Consider the following 19,433-nt stretch of genomic DNA (forward strand, 5'->3'; position numbering starts at 1 on the left):
TTACCAGGGTAAAATCACTCCCTTCAAATTTCTAAGTGCTTTTCTGTAGATTTCTTCGTACTTATCGAAAGCGTTCCAGGACTCGTTCACATCGTGTATCACCACAAAATCCGCCTTTGAAAGCTCTTCCCTCTCCAGGAGTATCTCCTTCCATCTGTCCATTGCAAAGAACATTTCGAAATGGTTTTTAAATCCTTCTTTTTTCTCTCTGTTGAAAGCGGAAGCCACAACGAAATCCGCTCCGAGTTCTCGTGCCTGAGAAACCGGTGTGGGTGCAAGAACCCCACCGTCCAGACAGGGAGTACCTCCTATCCAGATCGGCTCGAAATATCCCGGTACAGAACTGCTCGCCACGATGGCATCTATCAGAAAGCCTTCTGTCACAAGGAGAGAATCCAAGTTTTCTGTATCGAAAATCACAACACCGAGTGTTTTCTTGCAGTCAGAGAATTTCTTTCTACCAAAAACCTCCTTGAGAACAGAAAACAGAAGATCTGCTTTAAAAAGAGAACGTTGAAACAACCCTCTCCAGGTGTTCTCCGATTCCATCTTTTCCAGATCCTCAAAGTGTTTCTTCATGAGAGAAAAGGTGACATCCTTCACCAGAGCGGGATCTCCGTAGAGTGCGTACAGTCCCCCTACGATGGCTCCTATCGATGATCCAGTGACCACATCGAACACGTCCCCAGATCTTTCCAGGAAAGCAATGTGAGCCGCTCCTTTGACTCCTCCCGCCGCGAACGCTACTCCTTTCACCACATTCATCGCCCCGCAAGAAGAAGGATTCCCAGAAGAAGAGCAAGCGCTCCTGCACCGATCATCATCAACGTGCCGGTGTCCATCTGGAGCGAAGATTTCTCTTTTTCTTCCACTTTCTGAGAGAGTACTGTCAGGTCCGAAGAGAGTCTTTCGATCCTCTTTGAAAGATCGATCACCTGCTTTTTGAGATCCTGGATTTCACTCTCCATCGTCGTTCTGTTTTGTTGATCTTCAGCAACGGATTCTTCCAATCCGGAGAAACGTTTATTCAGGTTTTCCAGATCACTTTTCAGGTTTTCCACGCTGGACTCCAGTGTTTGAAATTTTGTTGTCATTTGAGAGATACTCTTTTCCAGATCAGAAACTCTCTCCTCCTGAGTGGAGATTTTGCTGGAAACAGCAGAAACTTTCTGATTCACTTCGTTCTTCAGATTCACCACATCCGAGGAAAGTGAGTCCAATTCTTTGCGAAGTTGATCCAGTTGTTCTGAAAGGCCTCCTGTTCGTCCTTTCAACATGAGGATGTCTTCGCCTGCGTTCTGTTTCCAGGTGAGAAGATTGCGCGTATCTGAACTGAGCTGAGTGATTGCTTCTTCAAGAGAAGCTATCTCTCTTGACACGTTCTCCAGATTCTTTTCCAAAAGAGTCAGCCTTGAGGAATTCTGTTGTGCACTCTCTTCAAGCTTCTTAAGGTTTTTTTCGACAACGTCTATTCTCCTCAGTATCTCCGAATCTATCCCGGCTGTTTCCTGCTTGAAGCTGGTGAAAGCCAGCGAGAGATTGTTGAACGCTTCCTCCAGAGAATCAGCTTTTGTCTTCAACTCTAAAACTTCACTCGCCGTGGAGGTAATTTCGAGTACAGCAGAATCAACTCGAGAGTTCAAAGAATTGTAGTTCTTTTCCAGATTAGAGGTTCGTTCATCGAGAGCGATCGTGGCCGTCTTTACAATATCGAGCTCATCGAGTAGCGGGAGTTTTTCCTTGAATTTTTCAAGTTCGAATCTCATGACCAATCTGTAGATGTACTGCGCTATGTCGTAGCGAGTCACAAGAAGCGCTCCCCTGAAATTCCCCTTGTCATCAAGTTCCATGATGCTCGCTTTCACCACGTAATTCACAGCGTCGAAAAACGGAGATCCTGGCTCTAAATCCTTTATGTTCTGTGAAAGCAGGAGAACGCTCATCACTGTCAACCCAAAAACAAGTATCTTTTTCAAAGACTTCACCTCCCTCTTCAACCTTAAAACATCCTTGAAAACACCCCGTGAACAACCGGTTTATTGTTTGGAAAAATTTTTCTCCATAGCGCTTTTCAGCTCTTTCAGATAGTCGAGTATCTTTGAGGATTTTTCCCTACCAAGATCACTCGTGATCTTCTCGATGAAATTTTCTCTTCGTTCGATGACCTTCTCTATAACCTCTTCCCCTTTTCTTGTTATAACCAAAAAATAGGCTCTTCGGTCCGCAGTGTCTGGAGTGCGTGTCAGATAACCGTCTGCCTCGAGTCTTTTCACCAGACCGGTCACCGTGCTCTTCGCTACTCCCAGCAAAGCGCTGAGTTCTCCTGGACGTTTGGGACCTTCGAAATAGATCTTCTGAAGAATGTCAAATTGAGCCGGTGTTATACCGAAATCTCTCAACACCTTCCTGCCTTCCACCTTCACCATGAAACAGATCTCTCTGAGAATTCTTTCAAAGGGTTGTTTCACATTCTCACTCCTTTCCCGATAATACCACTGTAATCTCACCGAGAGGTTTTTTCTTTTCAAAGTACGAAATAGCCTCACTCACCTTTCCTCTGAAGAACTCCTGATGAAGCTTTGTCATCTCCCTTGCGATGAACACCTCCCGATCCCCAATTATCTCCAGAATGTCCCTCAGAGTTGAGAGTAACCTTTCCGGTGACTCGAAAAACACAATTACTCTGTTTTCCTTTTTCAAAGATTTGAGAAGTCTCCTTCTGTTCTTTCCACGTGGCAGAAAGCCTTCAAAGATGAATTTCGAACCTGGGAATCCACTTGCCGCGACGGCACTCGTCAGGGCACTCGGTCCCGGAACGATATCCACCTCTATACCTTCCCTCCAGCATTCCTCTATGAGGTTGTATCCTGGATCGGAGATCACCGGCATCCCCGCATCGCTGACAAGGGCTACTTTCTTTCCCTCTCTGAGAAGCGGCAGAATTTCTTTTATTCTTTTCTTCGAGTTCCTCTCGTTGAACGAAAGAAGCGGTTTTTTTATTCTGTATTTGTTTAGAAGGATCACAACTCTCCTGGTGTCCTCCGCGAGTATCAGATCGACTTCTCTGAGCGTCTTCAAAGCCCTGATGGTGATATCCTCGAGGTTTCCTATAGGTGTTCCCACTATGATCAGTTTCCCCAAACTATCTCCTCCTTACCTCAAAAAGAGACGATCTTTCCCTCGATTCTTTCAACATACTACTGTCCAGCTGTATCTTCTTCGAAGGACCGAAAACCTTCTCAAATTGCGCCAAGATACTTTCTTCCAGAGTCTTCACATCCACATCGTAAAGATCCAGGATACCTTTCAAAGGAGGAATACCATCCCCAAAAATGGTTTTCAGAAGCTCAACATCCTGTTTCAGAACTATGGATCCATGTTCAACGATGGACTCAGCCGTTCTGAACTGCGCACTCCCTACCACCTTGACACCGTTGAGCACGATCTCGTACCTCGACGGTGCATCAAAACAAAGCATCGTGTTTCCCCGTCTTTCGCTTGACAACTCAGCGGGCACCCCGGCTTTTACCAGAGCGTCCCTTATCAAACTGTGTACCAGCCTGTGAAATTCCAGAACGGAAAGCTTCCCGGCGTCTACTTTTCTGGGAACTGCAAGACAATAGGTGATCTCCCGGTGATGAAGCAGCGCTCTGCCTCCAGAAGGTCTTCTCACAACATCTATCCAATCAGGAACGTTTATCCCACCCTTTTTTTGAAAACGTCCCAGGGAAACGGTAGGTCTTTCCCAACCATAAAACCTGAACAACACCGCGTTCATCTTCACAGCCCACTCCGCCATCAAGCTATCGACGGCCATGTTCAACGCCCCAGGGAAAACACCTTTTTCAATCACAACAAAGGTCTCTTGAATGGCACACCCACCCTCCTTGGATATTTCTCAGGAGAGTTCTCGTGTTTTCTGAATATCAGCAGCGCCCTTCTCTCGCCGGTTTTTAGAGAATACTCCCGCACCTCTTCGAGTTCCACCTTCAGTTCTTTTATGGCTTTTTGCGCCTCTTTCAATTCCTCTCTGTACGAAGGCCCCTTGTAGAAAAGAAGTTTCCCACCGATTTTCGATGCTGGTGCACAGATCTCCACCAGTACATTCAACCGCGCCACAGCTCTGGCTGTGACATAGTCAAACTCTTCTCGCCTTTCTCTGGAGAAATTCTCTGCTCTCTCTTTGACAGCTGAAACATTTTCCAGATCCAGCTTTTCTATTACTCCTCTGAGAAAATTCACCGACTTTTCTCTGGAATCCAGAAGTACCACCTTGAGTTTCGGAAAAAAGATAGCTAAAATAAGCCCTGGGACACCATTACCTGAACCAACATCCAGGAGTGTCCCTTCCAGTTCTTCTTTTAAGGGAAGTAGAATTTCTACAACATTTTTATGGACAGCAGAGTCTAAATCCCTGTGAGCGGTGAGGTTGTAAGGGGTTCTCAGGAGTTCCTCGATGTATTTATCTACCTTTTCTATCTGCGGTTCTTGAAATCTAAGCCCGTACTCGAGAAGAATGTTCTTTACTGAATCCAAAGGCGACACCTCCGAAGAAAATTCTAACATTTGTGGAGGGAACATCTGTGATTCTGAAAATCGCTCTGAGAAACTTCACAAAAAATTTGAAAATCTCCCTCGTTGTCATCTTAGGATTGGCCATCAGCCTGTCGCTGGTAACGGGAGCGCTGTCTCTTTCGGATTCGATAAACGTGTGGAAATGGGAAAGGATAGAAGAAAACTTCGGTAACGCGGATGCCGTGGCTGAGCCAAAGAGCCCTTCCTTTCTCTTTTTCTCATTTGCAACCTCAAAAATCGATGATTCTGAAATAGAAAACCTGAAAAAACAGGTGAAAGGTGTCCTCCCAGTCTCAGAAGACAGCGCCAGGTTGAACAACTCTCTGGACGTTCTCGTGATAGCTACAGAACCGGAATCCCTCTCAGACTTCGTCGGCGAGTCACTGACTTTGAATCCGGGAGAGGCCATAGTTGGAAAGTCTGTTGCAAGACTGATGAACCTGAAGGTGGGAGACAGAATCACCCTGCTCTTCTCATCAGGAAGTAGGGAATTTACCATTGTAAAAATCGGTGAGGAAGGTTTTTTGAACTTCAAAGGTGAATCGGCGAGTCTGCCTGGAACTGTTTTCATCAACGCGGAAGATTTTCCCAGTGGAGTTTTCCCCACAAAGTGTTACCTTTACTACAGCCTTCCAATCGAAAAACATGAAGAAACGAACATAGAGACGAATCTCAGGGTGAGGAATATAAAGTACAGCTTTCTCAAATCTCCGATCAACAGGTCCCTCGCTTACGTGACACTGGCTTTCTCTGGCATTTCAATCTTCGTTGGTTTCTTAGTTTTTTACATGTTCTGTGAGGACGTGATGAGAGACAGGAGCTCCACACTCGTGACTCTGAGAAAGATAGGGCTCAGAAAGATGGAAGAGTGGGGAATACTGCTTCTGGAAGGTTTCATGTACTCTCTGATATCGGCAGCAGCAGGTGTGTTGATTGGGATTTTCGTCGGAAAGTTTCTTCTGAGTCGTTTTCAGGAAGTCGTTGATGTGATCTCATCTTCGTTTTTCCACGTTGATAAGATAGTATTTCACCTTTCGATCAGAACACTCTTTCTTTCCCTTGGACTCGGGGTTCTTTTCCCAATGATCCTTTTCCTTCTGAAAGCGAGAGAAATAACTGGGAAACCGCCCGTTTACAGAGAAATGGGAGAACAGCTGGATGTCTCCTGGAAACTCTTGATCTTCGTTGTGTTTCTGGGTTTAGTTCTTTTCTTCTCCGAACTTCGTGTGTTTTCCGTGGTTTTGCTGTCACTGGTCATCGCTATCAAACTGAAGAATCCATTCATAATGATGGCTCTTGGCACTTTGAACCTTGGTATGGGATTCTTTTCCGATTTGAACCTTCAAAGTGAAAGGGATTTCATTCTATCATCACTGAACAAAGGATCCGCTATTTTCTTTGGTGTGACTCTTTTGGTTTTTTCGGTGGTTCTTCTTTCAAAGAACGTCTTCAACAACCTCATGTCTAAGGGCAATCTTTCCCTACTGATAGGACTTTCCTACGTCCAGCGCTTTCCAAAGAAAGGTATCACAGTTTCCCTGACCTTCGCCTTTCTGATCTTCTCTGTCACAGTCTTCAACATACTTTCTGCCAGCGCGGACCGATTTGTTCAGGAAAAGGTGAGAGGAGGGCTCTTTGGATACAATTTTCTGGTTCTGGAAAATCCATTCAGGTCTTTATTGGCGAAAACATCTCTCCCCCTTCATGAAGAGTTGAAAGATCCTTGCAGAGTTTACCTTTATACCTTGAAAACAGAAAAGGGAGAAAAAATGATCGCTTTTGTTGATGAATCGTTTTTTAGAAACTCAACGCTGAAGCTTCTTCGGGGATCCGTGAAATCTCTGGAGGCCTCTGATACTGTTCTGATAGGAGATCCTGTTGATTTTGAAGAAATAACAGGAACTCTGAAGTCCATCCTCCCACTCGGTGGAAGAGAAGATGTTAAGTTTAAAATCGCTGGCGTTTACAACAAGAACGATTATCTGGTCCCGATCGACATGATCGCACCTATCTCAAACGCCGCCAGCGACGTAAAACCCTTATCTCTGCTTCTTGGAAAAGTTGAAAAAAGCAGTGCTTCCAATGTGAAACAGTTCTACCTCTCAAAATTTGCCTATCCTTTTTTCTTGGATGAGGAATTCAAAAAACTCTACAGCGGAATAGAGGGGCTCGTCAGCGTAATAAGGTTCATTTTCCTGTTTGGATTCTTATCTGCCTCCTCCGGACTTCTACTTTTTGTTCTGAAATCGTACTTTTCCAGAGTAAAGATAATGGGAACACTCCGCGCCGTGGGGATGAAAATAAACCAGTTGGTAACCTCCTTCCTGATAGAACATCTTTTCTTCCTCTTCGGAGGAATACTCATAGGTACCGTCTCAGGTGTTCTCGTGGGGTATTTCGTTTCAGAAGCAATGTCTGAAAGCCTCGGAACTTTCATGGTTTCCGTACCGGTAGCTTCTATACTTCTGTCGCTTCTCACAGTGGTTGCTCTTGCTTCAGCCGTTATGGTGATACCGAGTTTTATGATGTCAAAACTCTCACCACTTGAAGCCATGAGGGAAGGAGAGTGAAGGCTTTGATCGAAGTCCACAACCTGTGGAAGGAGTACAATGGGAAAGAGAAAGTAACGGCCTTGAAGGGTATAAATCTAAGAATAAACACTGGAGAATTTGTTGTGATCCTGGGTCCATCAGGTTCTGGAAAGACGACTCTTCTGAACTGTCTTTCTGGTGTGGATCGTCCCACAAGGGGAACTGTAGTAATTCACGGGACAGACCTGTACAGACTCTCAGAAGAGGAAAGAACGAGGTTCAGAGCGGAAAACATGGGGTTCGTGTTTCAATTCTTCAATCTCGTTCCCGTTCTTACCGCTATTGAAAATGTGGAACTACCTCTGCTCATACTGGGTGTGAACAGAAAAGAAGCAAGAGAGCGAGCCTTCGAAATTCTGAGGAAAGTGGGATTGGCTCACAAGTGTGATAGATTTCCTGAGGAACTCTCCGGAGGGGAAAAACAGCGCGTTGCCATCGCGAGGGCCATCGTCCACAACCCAAAAGTCATATGGGCGGATGAACCCACCGGTGCCCTGGACAACGAGACAGGAAGAATGATCATAGACCTTCTGATGGAAATGAAGAGAAATTCCACACTGGTAATCGTGACTCATGACGAAAGAATAGCAGAGAAAGCGGACCGGGTTATAAAGATAAGAGATGGTCAAATAGAACAGGATATACGTGAAAATGTGTTGTAACCCACATGAAGTGTGAGATACTCAAAGCTTCTGTAACCGCAGTTTCCCCACTGAGTTAAAAGGTCCTCTATCTCTGTAGTGTCTCCGTATATCCTCATCCTGTCATCGAGAAACTCTACCACGCCGTTTGGCCCAGCGTAGTAGAACTTTCCACCAATCTCTGCGAGTCTCCTGGTGAGGAGATCCACCAATTCCACAAAGGTATGAGAACGTGGTATTAAGATCTCTTTGCTGAATGGAAATTCTCTCAAAAGCTCCCTGTTCCTCTCAAGGAGATTTCCAAGGTTGCCCCCTGCCGTTATGAATCTGGTTTCCAATTTGTAGCTTCCCACAAGATGCGGATCCTTTTTTGTGAACAGAAAAGCGGGCTGTCTTCTTGAGAGTTTCAAATTGATAGGTACTATCACCCTCCCACTTTCCTTGAGTTGAGAGAACCACGTCTCCGGTACCTCATCTACACCGACTGTCACGAAGATAACATCGTACGGGGAAAACTCCTGGACACCGTAGTATCCGTCTCTGCAGACAAAAATAACGTTCTCTATTCCAAGGCGCTCCACGTTTCTTTTCGCGATCTCACAGATCTTTCTCGAATATTCCACGGAGACCACAAGGCCTTTCTCACCCACAACTCTGCTCATCACGACAGCGTTGTAACCCGTTCCTCCACCTATCTCGAGGACTTTCATCCCCTCATCCAAGCCTACCCATTCCATGAACAATGCCATCAAAGAAGGTTGACTTGAAGTGCTGTATTCTTCACCGTCATCATAAGAGACCAGAACGATATCCTCGTAAACGTAAGAAGGAGGATAAAACTTCGTCAGAAACTCCTCTCGGGGTATTTCCAGAAAAGCCTTCGCAATGTGATCACTCACACCGTACTTTTTAAGAATCCAAAAGAGCTTTTCTCTCATAACATCCCCCTGTGTGTTATCATATCACCAGGGAGGGGTCGTATGAAGAAAGCGGCGATCATCACTATCGGAAGCGAACTACTGGAAGGTTTGATACTCAACAAGAATGCGCAGTTCCTCTGTCAGGAATTGAAGAATCTTGGATATAGAGTTGTCAAGGTATCGACGGTAGGAGATGATTTGGACACCATCTCAGAAGAGGTGAAAACTCTCATTCCTCAGGTCGACCTCCTTGTTCTCACAGGAGGGCTCGGTCCCACACAGGATGATCTCACCCGAGATGCCGTCGCGAAATCGCTGAACAGGAGTCTCAAACTCGATGAGGCGCTTCTCTCGGAGATAAAAGCGAAGATAAAGAAATACCATTCCGAAGTACCACAGAACATTGAAAGACAAGCTTTAGTAATAGATGGTGCCGAAGTTCTGGACAATCCCGTGGGCAGTGCTCCAGGGCAGATTCTTACAGTAGATGGAAAAACCATAATTCTCCTACCAGGACCTCCCAGAGAATTGATCCCCATGTTCAATGCCCTTAAAGATCGGCTAAGAACGACGGATGTCCTGTATCAGATTGTGTTGAAATACTACAGTATTCCTGAAGCCGTTCTCGAAGATCTTTTGAAGGATATTCTTTATTCTCAAAACATAGTGGAAGTGGCCACCATGGCCGATCATGTAGAAGGAGTACGGCTCAGGTTGACCACCCACATGAAGAACAAGGAGTATCTGGATGAGATGGTGAAAAAGATACTCGAAAAAACTGGCGAACACCTCTACGGTATGAACGACGAAAAAATGGAAGAAGTCGTGGTTAGACTCCTGAAAGACAGGAAAAAAACGCTCGCTGTGGCAGAATCCTGCACGGGTGGCATGTTATCTTCTTTAGTGGTGAACGTCCCTGGGGCCTCAGAGGTTTTTGCCGGTGGTGTGGTGGCGTACAGTAACGATCTGAAAAAACACATCCTCGGTGTTAGAGAAGACACTCTCAGAAAACACGGTGCAGTGAGCAAAGAATGTGTGCAGGAGATGACGGAGGGTCTTAAAAAACTCACCGGAGCGGATATCTGTGTCTCCATCTCCGGAATAGCGGGCCCATTAGGTGGTACTCCGGAGAAACCTGTGGGGACGGTTTTCATAGATATCTTCGAACATGAACACATCACTATGAGGTATAATTTTACAGGCGATCGTAACACGATAAGAACCAGATCCGCCATGATGGCCCTGGAAAACCTCAGAAAATACTTGAAGGGGCGTGAAAAAGTATGATGGAAGAATATCTCGGAGTGTTTGTCGATGAGACAAAAGAATACCTTCAGAATCTGAACGATACCCTCCTCGAACTGGAGAAAAACCCCGAGGATATGGAGCTCATAAACGAAGCGTTCAGGGCTCTTCATACCCTGAAGGGAATGGCAGGTACAATGGGGTTTTCCAGTATGGCGAAGCTCTGCCATACCTTAGAAAACATCCTCGATAAAGCCAGAAACGGCGATATAAAGATAACTTCTGATCTCCTCGACAAGATTTTCGCGGGGGTCGACATGATAACCAGAATGGTTGATAAGATCGTCTCCGAGGGAAGTGACGACATCGGAGAAAACATAGATGTGTTTTCGGACACCATAAAAAGCTTTGTTTCATCGGGAAAAAAGGAAGCCTCAGAGATCGAAAGTGAAACGGAAACAAAGGGTGAGGAAGAACACAAAGGAGAATCAACAAGCAATGAAGAAGCCATGGTTCTTCCTGAAGAAGTCGTCCACGTTCTTCAAGAAGCGAGAAACAAGGGCTTCAAAACGTTCTATATTAAAGTAATTCTCAAAGAAGGAACGCAACTGAAATCCGCCAGGATTTACCTCGTTTTCCACAAGCTTGAAGAACTGAAGTGTGAAGTTGTAAGAACGGTTCCTTCGGTTGAAGAGATAGAAGAAGAGAAATTCGAAAACGAAGTGGAACTCTTCGTCATCTCTCCTGTAGATCTGGAGAAACTTTCTGAAGCTCTGTCGAGCATCGCCGACATAGAGAAGGTAATAATCAAAGAATTAACCGCTGTCGTCGAAGAATCGAAGGCTGAAAAAAGAACCGAGAAAGAAGAGAAAACTGAAAAAGCTGAGGAAAAGATTGAAAGAAAAAAGGTTATTTCGCAAACAGTCAGGGTAGATATAGAGAAACTGGACAATTTGATGGACTTGATGGGAGAACTGGTCATCGCAAGAAGCAGAATACTGGAAACCCTCAAGAAATACAACATAAAAGAACTGGATGAGAGTCTGTCTCAGCTCAGCAGAATCACCTTGGACCTTCAAAACGTCGTGATGAAGATCAGAATGGTTCCCATTTCCTTCGTTTTCAACAGATTCCCTCGAATGGTGAGAGACCTCGCCAAGAAGATGAACAAAGAAGTGAATTTCATCATGAGAGGAGAAGACACAGAGCTCGACAGAACGTTCGTTGAAGAGATAGGCGAACCGCTGCTCCATCTCTTGAGAAACGCCATCGACCACGGTATAGAGCCCAAGGAAGAGCGAATAGCCAAAGGAAAACCCCCCGTTGGAACTCTCATTCTCTCGGCGCGTCACGAGGGAAACAACGTGGTAATAGAGGTCGAAGACGACGGAAGGGGTATAGACAAAGAAAAGATCATCAGAAAAGCCATAGAAAAGGGACTCATAGATGAATCAAAGGCCGCTACCCTTTCTGATCAGGAGATTCTGAACTTCTTGTTCGTCCCGGGATTCTCCACAAAAGAGAAAGTCTCAGAAGTGTCCGGAAGAGGAGTGGGAATGGACGTTGTAAAGAATGTTGTGGAATCTTTGAATGGAAGCATAAGCATAGAAAGCGAGAAAGACAAAGGAACAAAAGTCACGATAAGATTACCGCTCACTCTGGCCATCATTCAGGCGCTCCTCGTCAAAGTCAACAATCTCGTCTACGCGATTCCGATAGCGAACATAGACACGATACTCAGTATTTCGAAGAAAGATATCCAGAGAATCCAGGACAGAGATGTGATCGTTATAAGAGGAGAAGTAGTCCCTGTTTACCGCCTGTGGGAAGTGCTTCAAATAGAGCACAAAGAAGAACTGAAAGAAATGGAAGCGGTTATTGTGAGGGTAGGAAACAGAAAATACGGTATTGTTGTGGATGAACTTCTCGGTCAAGACGATATCGTGATAAAATCTCTTGGAAAGGTGTTCTCCGATGTGAAAGAATTCAGCGGAGCAGCCATCCTCGGTGATGGTAGTATAGCGCTGATAATCAACGTCTCCGGCATTGTATAACGGGGGTGAAAACATTGGCGGATGCTTTGAAAGAATTCGAAGTTTTATCTTTCGAAATAGATGAACAGACACTGGCTTTTGATGTTGACAACATAGAGATGGTGATTGAAAAATCCGATATAACACCTGTGCCAAAATCACGACACTTCGTGGAGGGTGTGATCAATCTAAGGGGAAGAATCATTCCTGTAGTGAACCTCGCAAAGATTTTGGGCATTTCGTTTGATGAACAGAGGATGAGGAGTATAATTGTCGCCAGAACGAAGGATGTGGAAGTGGGATTCCTTGTCGATAGGGTCCTTGGAGTTCTGAGAATAACCGAGAATCAACTCGATCTGACGAACGTGTCCGATAAATTCGGTAAAAAATCAAAGGGTCTCATAAAAACCGACGGAAAGCTCATCATCTATTTGGACATCGACAAGATAATCGAAGAAATAACCGTTAAGGAGGGTGTGTAAAAGATGGGAAAGAGAGTTTTGATAGTCGATGATGCAGCGTTCATGAGGATGATGTTGAAAGATATCATCACAAAAGCGGGATACGAAGTTGCAGGGGAAGCAACGAACGGTCGTGAAGCCGTTGAAAAGTACAAAGAACTCAAACCGGACATCGTCACGATGGATATCACCATGCCGGAGATGAACGGTATCGATGCGATCAAAGAGATCATGAAGATCGATCCCAACGCAAAGATCATCGTCTGCAGTGCTATGGGACAGCAGGCAATGGTCATAGAAGCCATAAAAGCTGGAGCGAAAGACTTCATCGTAAAACCTTTCCAGCCTTCCAGGGTGGTAGAGGCTCTCAACAAGGTTTCGAAGTGAAATTCCATGAGCGGGATTTTACAGTTTCTTCTGGCGTTTGGGATAGTTCTCTTCTTTCTCCTTCTGGTTTACTATTTTGTGAAGAGGGGAATCTTCATTCAAAAGGGATCCAGTATTTCTGTTCTGGAAAGGCACTATTTGGATAGAAAGACTTTCATAGCCATTGTTAGAGTGATCGATGAATATTTTGTCATTTTAGTAACAGATTCTGGTGCTACCGTCATAAAGAAACTTGAAGACTACGAAGAGAAATCTTTCTCCAGCATGTTCTTCAAGAAATTGGGGAGAAAAATTAAATGAGAAAGTTTCTCCTGATTCTTTTAATCCTTTTTCCCCTTTTGTATTTTTCTCAGGAGATACCTTTTCCATCAATATCCATAGGTGTAAGACCCGCTGAAGAACCAGAGGACCTCGTCGTTACTCTCGAGATCCTTCTTGTACTGACCGTACTGGCACTCGCACCCTCCATTCTCGTTCTCTTCACCTCGTTCACGCGCATAATCGTTGTCTTTTCATTTTTCAGAAACGCCCTTGGAACGCGTCAAACTCCACCAAACCAGGTCATGATAGGTCTTGCCCTTTTTCTCACATTTCTCATCATGCAACCCGTCTGGAACGATATCTACAACAACGCCATAACACCGTATTTGAACAAAGAGATGGGCTATCAGGAGATGTTTCAACGGGTAAACACCCGTATAAGAGAGTTCATGATCACCGAACTGAAGAATCATCACAACGAGGATAACGTCTTCATGCTGGCGAAAAACTCAAACATTGAAATCGCAAAAATCGAAGAGGCACCGAATGCCGTTCTGATACCAGCCTTCGTTCTGGGGGAATTGGAAGTTGCCTTCAAAATGGGAGTTGTTCTTTATGTACCTTTCATAGTGATAGACATGATAGTGGCCAGTATACTATTGGCGATGGGAATGATCATGATACCTCCGGTTTTTGTCTCTCTGCCGTTCAAAATTCTCATTTTCGTCATGGCAAACGGTTGGGATTTGCTTGTAGAAGGGTTGATAAAGAGTTTTGTGAGGTGATTCACCGTGACCGTAGAGGTCTTTCTGGATATAATGAAAAGTGGAATAGGACTTCTACTGGAAATCATCGTACCACCCCTCGTTGTGAGTCTCATCGTGGGACTTGTGATCAGCATCTTCCAGGCTGTTACGCAAATTCATGAACAGACGCTGATGTTCGCCCCCAGGATAATCGTGTTGTTTCTCACAATCCTGTTTTTGAGCGGTTGGATGACACAGAAAATCCTCGATTTCTTCATCGAGTTGCTTCAGAAATATTTTCAGATGATCTGAGGAGGTGATGAGGTGAAACGATTCCTCGTTGCTTTAACGATCCTCACATCTTCGCTGTTTTCTTTCGCAAGTGCGTTTGATATAATCGATGAATCGTTCCTCGCACTGAAAGAGTTCCTCGATCAACCAGATAGCGGTGCGTTCCTATCTCTCCTCGAGAGGGCCAGAGGTATACTCATTGTGCCCAAATATCTGAAACTCGGCTGGGTACTGGGAGGACAGTACGGTCAGGGAGTGCTTTTGAAAAGAGATCCAGAAACGAACACCTGGTACGGTCCTCTGTTCGTGAAGATGTACGGATTGAGTTTCGGTCCACAGATAGGATTTCAATCCGTTTCTCTCATAGCCGTCATCATGGAAAATGTCGATGCCTTCGCCGAGGGAAACATCACCCTCGGAGGATCACTGAGTGTCGCGGCGGGACCCCTTGGGAGAAGACTCAGTGCCGATTACAATCTCGACGCTTCTGTCTACTCGTATTCAATCGCACGTGGATTCTACGCGGGTTTCTCTCTGGAAGGAGCAAAGGTAGATATTGACTTAGACCTCACAAGGGAGTACTACAACGTGTACAGAATCGATTCCAAAGAAGTATTAGAAAAAAAGGTTTCGGGAAGAGCAGAAAAGATCGTAAACCTCCTGAACGAAAAGTTGACAGAAAAATAGGGGCACCGAAAGGTGCCCTCACTCTCTTGTGCTGACAACTTTGTCAACTATCCCGTACTCTTTCGCTTCTTCTGCACTCATGAAGAAGTCCCTGTCTGTATCCCTCTCTATCTTCTCTATCGGCTGTCCTGTGTGCTTGCTCAGAATCCTGTTGAGGAGGTCCTTTATTCTCAGAAGTTCCCTCGTTATGATCTCCACATCCTTGGCAGGTCCTTCAGCACCACCGAGTGGCTGATGTATCATTATTCGAGCGTTCGGAAGCGCGTATCTTTTCCCCTTTGCGCCAGCTGCAAGGAGTACAGCCGCCATGGAAGCCGCCTGTCCCACACATATGGTTGAGACATCGCACTTTATGTACTGCATCGTATCGTAGATGGCGAGTCCCGCCGTCACAGAGCCTCCGGGAGAGTTTATATAGAGGTAGACGTCTTTATCTGGGTCTTCCGCTTCCAGAAACAGAAGTTGAGCTATTACCAGGTTTGCCACGTAATCGTCTATGGGAGACCCGAGGAAAACGATTCTGTCCTTTAGAAGCCTCGAGAAAATGTCGTAGGCTCTCTCGTACCTTCCCGTGGATTCAACGACTATGGGAACGTATTGATCAATTATCTTCTTTTCCTTCACTGTCATCACCCTCTCCTTTTGGTTCAACCACCTTCACTTTGACTTCCTGAAGTAACAGATCGAGCACCTTTCTTTTCAGAATGGCCCATCTCAATTCCTCTCTGAGGTCCTGACGTGCTTTGACAAGGCTCTTAGCACGCTCAGGAGAGATTCCCCAGAAGGGAGCGAGTTCCTCCGCTTCTTTTTCGAGTTCCTCATCGCTTACACTGATTCCCTTCTCCTGTGCAAGGACTTCTATTACCCTGTCTCTCTTCATATCATCCAGAATTCTTTTCTTCAATTCTTCTCTGAATTTCTCTTCACTCTCATATGAATTCACAATCTGTTCATATCTTCCTTCTTTCTTCAACCTGTTGACCGCTTCGTTTGCGAGAATTTCAAGTGTTCTATCGGAAATTTCGATCTCCACAACTTCGGGGAGTTTCTCAAGAAGCTGTTCTCTCATGCTCTCTTTCATTTCCACATCGTAGATCTCTTTTCCCTCTTTCTTCAAAGATTCTTTCAGCTGTTCCAGTGTCTCGAATTCGTTGTTCACTGACTTTGCAAATTCATCGCCGATCTCCGGAAGAGTACGTTTGTACACTTCCATCACTTCGAGCCTGTATGTGTACTTCTTTCCCTCGTACTCTCTTTCAATCTCCACAATGTCGCCTTTCTTTTTTTCCACAAGGTCTTTCACAAAAGGTCTGTCTTCGTCCTCACTTATCACGTACTCATATTCACGAGAGGTGAGTTTTTTCCCTTCCTCGTTGTACACTTCCATGTTCACTCTCACGAGATCTCCCGCTTCGGCATGTCCTTCTTTGGGCTCGAGGAGTGCGTGACTCTCCCTGAGATCTTCTATCCTCCTCTCCACGTATTTCTCCAGAACCTTTTCTTCGTCCACTTTTTCCACTTCTATCTTTGAGATATCACCTATTTTCACTTCCGGTTCTTCATGAACCTCCACCACCACTCTGGCGGTGCCGTCTTTAAGTTCTCTTTCAGTAACTATAGGAGACAAAATGAGCTTCCTGTCTTTGAGCGTATCAGGTATGAGGTCCATGAGAAAGTCGAGCGTGTACTCCTGAAAATCTTCACCGAGTTTCATCTTCAGGGCATTCTTTGGAATTCGTCCCTTTCTGAAGCCGGGGATCTCTACCCTCTGGTTCAGATACCTGACCGCTTTGTCCTCGGCCTGTGCGATCTCTTCTGCTTCAAAGACGTACTCCAGCACAACACGGTTTCTGTCTCTTTCAAGCTCTTTCACTTCCATTACTGTTCATCCCTCCTGTCGTGTTTTTATCCTCTTCCTAAGGTATCTCCTCTGGTCCATATATTCTTTTGAAGAGACGATCTGGCTTCCCTGATAACATTGATCTCCCGAAAAAGCACTGTTTTTCTCTTTTCGATGATTTCCAATCTTTTTCTGTCTCTTTCAAGGATCTCAGACAGTTTGTCCTTTGGGAGACTTTCCATCAACTCTTTCCTTTTATCCAGAAGAGAACGAAGCGTTTCATAGTCTTCCCTTTCAATCGCTTCGTCTATTTTTCTTTCTATTTCATCGATGTCCATTTCTCTCACTCTCCGATGAGGATGTTACCATACCTCACAAGCCTGCAATTTGAGTTTTCCAGAAGTTTTTTCAAAGCAAACGGCGGGAGAGAAGTTTCTATCTCCCACCCCTCGGTTGACCTTCCAAGGATTTCGAACCTTTCCTTCAAAAAGTCTTCGTCACCTTCTACAATGATATCACCTTTTCTTTTTTCGAGAACAACAAGAGCCACAACGAATCTATCGTGAGAAAGTGAAACATGAACGTAGTTGAAAAAACCAAAATCCTTATGAACACATACAACCGGTCTTCCACCGCTTTCCAGAAATTCCACATCCGTGAAACTGTGTCCATTCAAGCCCGTTCCCAGAGCCTTGAAAAAAGCCTCTTTTAGAGCGAACCTTCCAGCGATGAACTCTTTCCTTCGATTTCTCGCCAAGAACAGTCTCTTTTCCGCTTTACCGAGGATCCTTTCTGCGAATTTTTCTGGTACTCTATCTATCTCCAGAATGTCAACACCCACACCAATTATCATGAAAGGACCACCGGAGGATCTACAATCAATCCCCTTTTTCCGTTTTTCCTCAATCTTAAAAGAACGAGGGTTGCAGCCTTCTCAATTTTACCATGGACAAAACACATTCTCTTGGGCTCCAATCTGAAAGACAAAAACATTTCCAGCCACTCCACAAGGTTCTCCGGCGAAAGAACGTAAACGGCTGTTCCCCCGTTCTTCAAAAAACGAAACGTTGCCTGTACAAACTTTTCTATGTCTCTCTTTTCAATGCTCCGGGTGGAGGCTCTCAAGTGGTTGGGGCTTTTAACCTTTGTGTGATGAGGGGGATTCGAAACGACCATATCGAAAGATTCCCATGGAAAGGGAAGTTCTTCCACCGAGGAATTCACAAAAGAGACCTTTCCCTCAAGTTTGTTCAACGAGATACCTTCGAGAGCCTTCTCGTACAATTCCTTTTCTTTTTCCACTCCAACCACTTGCACGTTGTAGAGCTTTGCGAGGGCAAAACTCACCGTTCCCACACCGCTACCAAGTTCCAGAACGTTTCTGACGTCCTTGGATGGTTTCGCATACCATACGAGAAGCGATGAGGCGTGGGTTGGTTTTTGCTGAGGACCCGCGTCCACTATCTCAACACATCTGATGATATCGGGGTCGAACTTCATAACGATTCCAGGATCTCTCTGACCATCTTGTTCACAAGTTTCCCGTCCGCTCTTCCCTTCATCCTTGGCATCACTACTTTCATAACCTTTCCCAGATCCTTTGGAGAAGAAGCACCCACCTCGTTTATCGCTTCCATGATGATCTCTCTGATTTCGTCCTCCGAAAGCTGCTTCGGAAGGTACGACTCTATTATTTCCAGTTCTTTCCTTTCCTTCTCTGCGAGTTCTTCTCTTCCGTGTTTTTCGTACTCCTCTATTGCCTCTCTTCTCTTCTTGGCTTCTCTCATCAACGCTTCCATTACTTCTTCATCCGTGGCTTCCTTCATCTTTTCCACTTCCAGATTCCTCAGGGTTGTGAGTATCATGCGAAGGGTATTCATCTTTATCGTGTCTTTGTTTTTCATAGCCTCTTTCAGATCCGACATTAGTTTCTCCTTCAGAGACATGTTGAATACCTCCTCCCAAAAATCGAGACCCCGCGGGGCGGGGCCTCAGGAAATCACACCTCTCATTATTCGTGCAAGCTCTATGAAAGACTCTTTGAGACTCGCTCCTCCAACGAGACCACCATCTATATCCTTCTGAACGATGAGACCGAGGAAATTGTCCGGTTTTATGCTTCCACCGTAGAGAATCCTCACCGCTTCAGCTGTTTCTTCATCGTACATCTCCGAGAGCAGCTTTCTTATGAACGCGTGTGCCTCCTGAGCTTGCTGTGGTGTCGCCACTCTTCCCGTTCCAATTGCCCAAACCGGCTCGTAAGCTATTACCACTTTCCGTGCTTCTTCTTTGCTGAGACCATAGAAACCTTCTCTCACCTGTTTTTCCACAACACAGAAAGTGAGTCCTTTCTCTCTTTCCTCGAGTGTTTCCCCAACGCAGAGAATAGGAGTCATACCTTTTTCAAGCACCGCTTTCACTTTTCTGTTTATGAGTTCGTCGTCTTCTTTGAAGATGTGTCTTCTCTCGGAATGTCCGACGATCACGTATTCAACGCCGATCTCTTTCAACATGAGAGGAGAAACTTCTCCGGTGAACGCTCCCTGGTCTTCGTAGAAAACGTTCTGAGCTCCCAATTTGATGTTTCTACCCGAAAGTATTTCCCCTACTTCGGATAGAGCTGTGAACGGAGGACAGACCACTATTTCGAACTCTTTCACATCGTGGAGCTCGTTTACGAGCAATGACACAAACTTTTTCGCTTCTGCGACCGTTTTGTGCATCTTCCAGTTTCCAGCAAGGATCAGCTTACGTG

At 45.2% G+C, this 19,433-nt stretch carries 24 protein-coding genes; 10 read left to right on the forward strand and 14 right to left on the reverse strand.

What is annotated here, in order from left to right; translation table 11 throughout:
- The 6 genes from MC24_RS07870 to rsmG are packed head-to-tail and all read right to left on the reverse strand — an operon-like array spanning window position 1 to window position 4,536.
- Window positions 1-765 carry a patatin-like phospholipase family protein gene (locus MC24_RS07870; protein ID WP_038054313.1) on the reverse strand — a complete coding sequence of 255 codons (765 nt, stop codon included), beginning with the start codon at window positions 763-765 and terminating at the stop codon, window positions 1-3.
- Complete coding sequence (locus MC24_RS07875) at window positions 762-1,976, reverse strand: S-layer homology domain-containing protein (protein ID WP_038054315.1); 1,215 nt, start codon at window positions 1,974-1,976, stop codon at window positions 762-764. The genes MC24_RS07870 and MC24_RS07875 overlap by 4 nt, the downstream gene beginning before the upstream one ends.
- Window positions 1,977-2,036: 60 nt before the next feature.
- Window positions 2,037-2,468, reverse strand: coding sequence for a MarR family winged helix-turn-helix transcriptional regulator (locus MC24_RS07880; RefSeq protein WP_038054317.1), 432 nt, complete (start codon window positions 2,466-2,468; stop codon window positions 2,037-2,039).
- A gap of 4 nt (window positions 2,469-2,472) precedes the next feature.
- On the reverse strand, window positions 2,473-3,141 hold the full coding sequence (rsmI, locus tag MC24_RS07885; protein ID WP_038054319.1) for a 16S rRNA (cytidine(1402)-2'-O)-methyltransferase: 669 nt from the start codon (window positions 3,139-3,141) through the stop codon (window positions 2,473-2,475).
- Window position 3,142: 1 nt separating this feature from the next.
- Window positions 3,143-3,853, reverse strand: coding sequence for a lipoate--protein ligase family protein (locus MC24_RS07890; RefSeq protein ID WP_038054321.1), 711 nt, complete (start codon window positions 3,851-3,853; stop codon window positions 3,143-3,145).
- Window positions 3,850-4,536, reverse strand: coding sequence for a 16S rRNA (guanine(527)-N(7))-methyltransferase RsmG (gene rsmG, locus MC24_RS07895; protein WP_038054324.1), 687 nt, complete (start codon window positions 4,534-4,536; stop codon window positions 3,850-3,852). Before rsmG ends, MC24_RS07890 begins: the two co-directional genes overlap by 4 nt.
- A 47-nt stretch (window positions 4,537-4,583) precedes the next feature.
- On the opposite strand from rsmG, the gene MC24_RS07900 reads away from it, so the two are divergent.
- A complete protein-coding gene (locus tag MC24_RS07900; RefSeq protein ID WP_038054326.1) occupies window positions 4,584-7,145 on the forward strand; it encodes an ABC transporter permease in 2,562 nt (853 codons plus the stop codon).
- Between the two features lie 5 nt (window positions 7,146-7,150).
- Window positions 7,151-7,828 carry an ABC transporter ATP-binding protein gene (locus tag MC24_RS07905; protein WP_038054759.1) on the forward strand — a complete coding sequence of 226 codons (678 nt, stop codon included), beginning with the start codon at window positions 7,151-7,153 and terminating at the stop codon, window positions 7,826-7,828.
- Here the strand turns inward: MC24_RS07905 and MC24_RS07910 are convergent.
- Entirely contained in the window at window positions 7,792-8,745 is a 954-nt protein-coding gene (locus tag MC24_RS07910; RefSeq protein WP_038054329.1) for a protein-L-isoaspartate O-methyltransferase, read from the reverse strand. The two genes, MC24_RS07905 and MC24_RS07910, sit on opposite strands and share 37 nt — an antisense overlap.
- A gap of 42 nt (window positions 8,746-8,787) precedes the next feature.
- Between MC24_RS07910 and MC24_RS07915 the strand changes: the two genes are divergently transcribed.
- From MC24_RS07915 to MC24_RS07950, 8 genes are read left to right on the forward strand one after another with little or no spacing between them, the layout of a single operon-like run.
- Window positions 8,788-10,014 carry a competence/damage-inducible protein A gene (locus MC24_RS07915; protein WP_038054332.1) on the forward strand — a complete coding sequence of 409 codons (1,227 nt, stop codon included), beginning with the start codon at window positions 8,788-8,790 and terminating at the stop codon, window positions 10,012-10,014.
- Window positions 10,011-12,026: a chemotaxis protein CheA gene (cheA, locus tag MC24_RS07920; protein ID WP_038054335.1), complete on the forward strand. Its 2,016-nt coding sequence runs from the start codon at window positions 10,011-10,013 to the stop codon at window positions 12,024-12,026. Before MC24_RS07915 ends, cheA begins: the two co-directional genes overlap by 4 nt.
- A gap of 5 nt (window positions 12,027-12,031) precedes the next feature.
- Window positions 12,032-12,487 (forward strand): chemotaxis protein CheW, encoded by a 456-nt coding sequence (gene cheW / locus MC24_RS07925; protein ID WP_156105118.1) that lies wholly within the window; start codon window positions 12,032-12,034, stop codon window positions 12,485-12,487.
- Between the two features lie 3 nt (window positions 12,488-12,490).
- Window positions 12,491-12,853 (forward strand): chemotaxis protein CheY, encoded by a 363-nt coding sequence (cheY, locus tag MC24_RS07930; protein ID WP_004081049.1) that lies wholly within the window; start codon window positions 12,491-12,493, stop codon window positions 12,851-12,853.
- Between the two features lie 6 nt (window positions 12,854-12,859).
- Window positions 12,860-13,153, forward strand: coding sequence for a FliO/MopB family protein (locus tag MC24_RS07935; RefSeq protein ID WP_038054341.1), 294 nt, complete (start codon window positions 12,860-12,862; stop codon window positions 13,151-13,153).
- The gene (fliP, locus tag MC24_RS07940; RefSeq protein WP_038054344.1) at window positions 13,150-13,899 is read left to right on the forward strand and encodes a flagellar type III secretion system pore protein FliP; all 750 of its coding nucleotides are present in this window, start codon (window positions 13,150-13,152) and stop codon (window positions 13,897-13,899) included. The genes MC24_RS07935 and fliP overlap by 4 nt, the downstream gene beginning before the upstream one ends.
- A gap of 6 nt (window positions 13,900-13,905) precedes the next feature.
- A complete protein-coding gene (gene fliQ, locus MC24_RS07945) occupies window positions 13,906-14,172 on the forward strand; it encodes a flagellar biosynthesis protein FliQ (protein WP_038054346.1) in 267 nt (88 codons plus the stop codon).
- A 12-nt stretch (window positions 14,173-14,184) separates the two neighbouring features.
- The gene (locus MC24_RS07950) at window positions 14,185-14,838 is read left to right on the forward strand and encodes a lipid-binding SYLF domain-containing protein (RefSeq protein ID WP_038054349.1); all 654 of its coding nucleotides are present in this window, start codon (window positions 14,185-14,187) and stop codon (window positions 14,836-14,838) included.
- 18 nt (window positions 14,839-14,856) lie between these two features.
- Here the strand turns inward: MC24_RS07950 and clpP are convergent, their stop codons facing one another.
- Genes clpP through tpiA form a run of 7 tightly spaced genes read right to left on the reverse strand, consistent with a single transcriptional unit; the run spans window position 14,857 to window position 19,401 of the window.
- Window positions 14,857-15,468, reverse strand: a complete 612-nt coding sequence (gene clpP / locus MC24_RS07955; protein ID WP_038054352.1) for an ATP-dependent Clp endopeptidase proteolytic subunit ClpP — start codon at window positions 15,466-15,468, stop codon at window positions 14,857-14,859.
- A complete protein-coding gene (gene tig, locus MC24_RS07960; protein WP_038054355.1) occupies window positions 15,440-16,717 on the reverse strand; it encodes a trigger factor in 1,278 nt (425 codons plus the stop codon). The genes clpP and tig overlap by 29 nt, the downstream gene beginning before the upstream one ends.
- 26 nt (window positions 16,718-16,743) lie before the next feature.
- A complete protein-coding gene (locus tag MC24_RS07965) occupies window positions 16,744-17,016 on the reverse strand; it encodes a flagellar protein FliT (RefSeq protein WP_038054358.1) in 273 nt (90 codons plus the stop codon).
- A 5-nt stretch (window positions 17,017-17,021) separates the two neighbouring features.
- Entirely contained in the window at window positions 17,022-17,531 is a 510-nt protein-coding gene (locus MC24_RS07970) for a holo-[acyl-carrier-protein] synthase (protein ID WP_011942910.1), read from the reverse strand.
- Window positions 17,528-18,178, reverse strand: coding sequence for a tRNA1(Val) (adenine(37)-N6)-methyltransferase (locus MC24_RS07975; protein ID WP_038054361.1), 651 nt, complete (start codon window positions 18,176-18,178; stop codon window positions 17,528-17,530). The genes MC24_RS07970 and MC24_RS07975 overlap by 4 nt, the downstream gene beginning before the upstream one ends.
- The gene (locus MC24_RS07980; protein WP_038054365.1) at window positions 18,175-18,624 is read right to left on the reverse strand and encodes a GatB/YqeY domain-containing protein; all 450 of its coding nucleotides are present in this window, start codon (window positions 18,622-18,624) and stop codon (window positions 18,175-18,177) included. Before MC24_RS07980 ends, MC24_RS07975 begins: the two co-directional genes overlap by 4 nt.
- 45 nt (window positions 18,625-18,669) lie before the next feature.
- Window positions 18,670-19,401, reverse strand: coding sequence for a triose-phosphate isomerase (gene tpiA, locus MC24_RS07985; RefSeq protein ID WP_038054368.1), 732 nt, complete (start codon window positions 19,399-19,401; stop codon window positions 18,670-18,672).
- Between the last annotated feature and the right edge of the window lie 32 nt (window positions 19,402-19,433).

This window comes from Thermotoga sp. Mc24, from assembly GCF_000784835.1.
GTDB lineage: Bacteria > Thermotogota > Thermotogae > Thermotogales > Thermotogaceae > Thermotoga.

Excerpts from the sequence above, each read along its gene's own strand:
- tpiA (WP_038054368.1), bottom strand. The coding sequence starts at position 19,401 with ATGCACAAAACGGTCGCAGAAGCGAAAAAGTTTGTGTCATTGCTCGTA.
- MC24_RS07980 (WP_038054365.1), bottom strand. The coding sequence starts at position 18,624 with ATGTCTCTGAAGGAGAAACTAATGTCGGATCTGAAAGAGGCTATGAAA.
- fliP (WP_038054344.1), top strand. The coding sequence starts at position 13,150 with ATGAGAAAGTTTCTCCTGATTCTTTTAATCCTTTTTCCCCTTTTGTAT.
- cheA (WP_038054335.1), top strand. The coding sequence starts at position 10,011 with ATGATGGAAGAATATCTCGGAGTGTTTGTCGATGAGACAAAAGAATAC.
- clpP (WP_038054352.1), bottom strand. The coding sequence starts at position 15,468 with ATGACAGTGAAGGAAAAGAAGATAATTGATCAATACGTTCCCATAGTC.
- MC24_RS07915 (WP_038054332.1), top strand. The coding sequence starts at position 8,788 with ATGAAGAAAGCGGCGATCATCACTATCGGAAGCGAACTACTGGAAGGT.
- MC24_RS07965 (WP_038054358.1), bottom strand. The coding sequence starts at position 17,016 with ATGGACATCGATGAAATAGAAAGAAAAATAGACGAAGCGATTGAAAGG.
- MC24_RS07975 (WP_038054361.1), bottom strand. The coding sequence starts at position 18,178 with ATGAAGTTCGACCCCGATATCATCAGATGTGTTGAGATAGTGGACGCG.
- tig (WP_038054355.1), bottom strand. The coding sequence starts at position 16,717 with ATGGAAGTGAAAGAGCTTGAAAGAGACAGAAACCGTGTTGTGCTGGAG.
- MC24_RS07935 (WP_038054341.1), top strand. The coding sequence starts at position 12,860 with ATGAGCGGGATTTTACAGTTTCTTCTGGCGTTTGGGATAGTTCTCTTC.
- cheY (WP_004081049.1), top strand. The coding sequence starts at position 12,491 with ATGGGAAAGAGAGTTTTGATAGTCGATGATGCAGCGTTCATGAGGATG.
- MC24_RS07910 (WP_038054329.1), bottom strand. The coding sequence starts at position 8,745 with ATGAGAGAAAAGCTCTTTTGGATTCTTAAAAAGTACGGTGTGAGTGAT.
- MC24_RS07970 (WP_011942910.1), bottom strand. The coding sequence starts at position 17,531 with ATGATAATTGGTGTGGGTGTTGACATTCTGGAGATAGATAGAGTACCA.
- MC24_RS07870 (WP_038054313.1), bottom strand. The coding sequence starts at position 765 with ATGAATGTGGTGAAAGGAGTAGCGTTCGCGGCGGGAGGAGTCAAAGGA.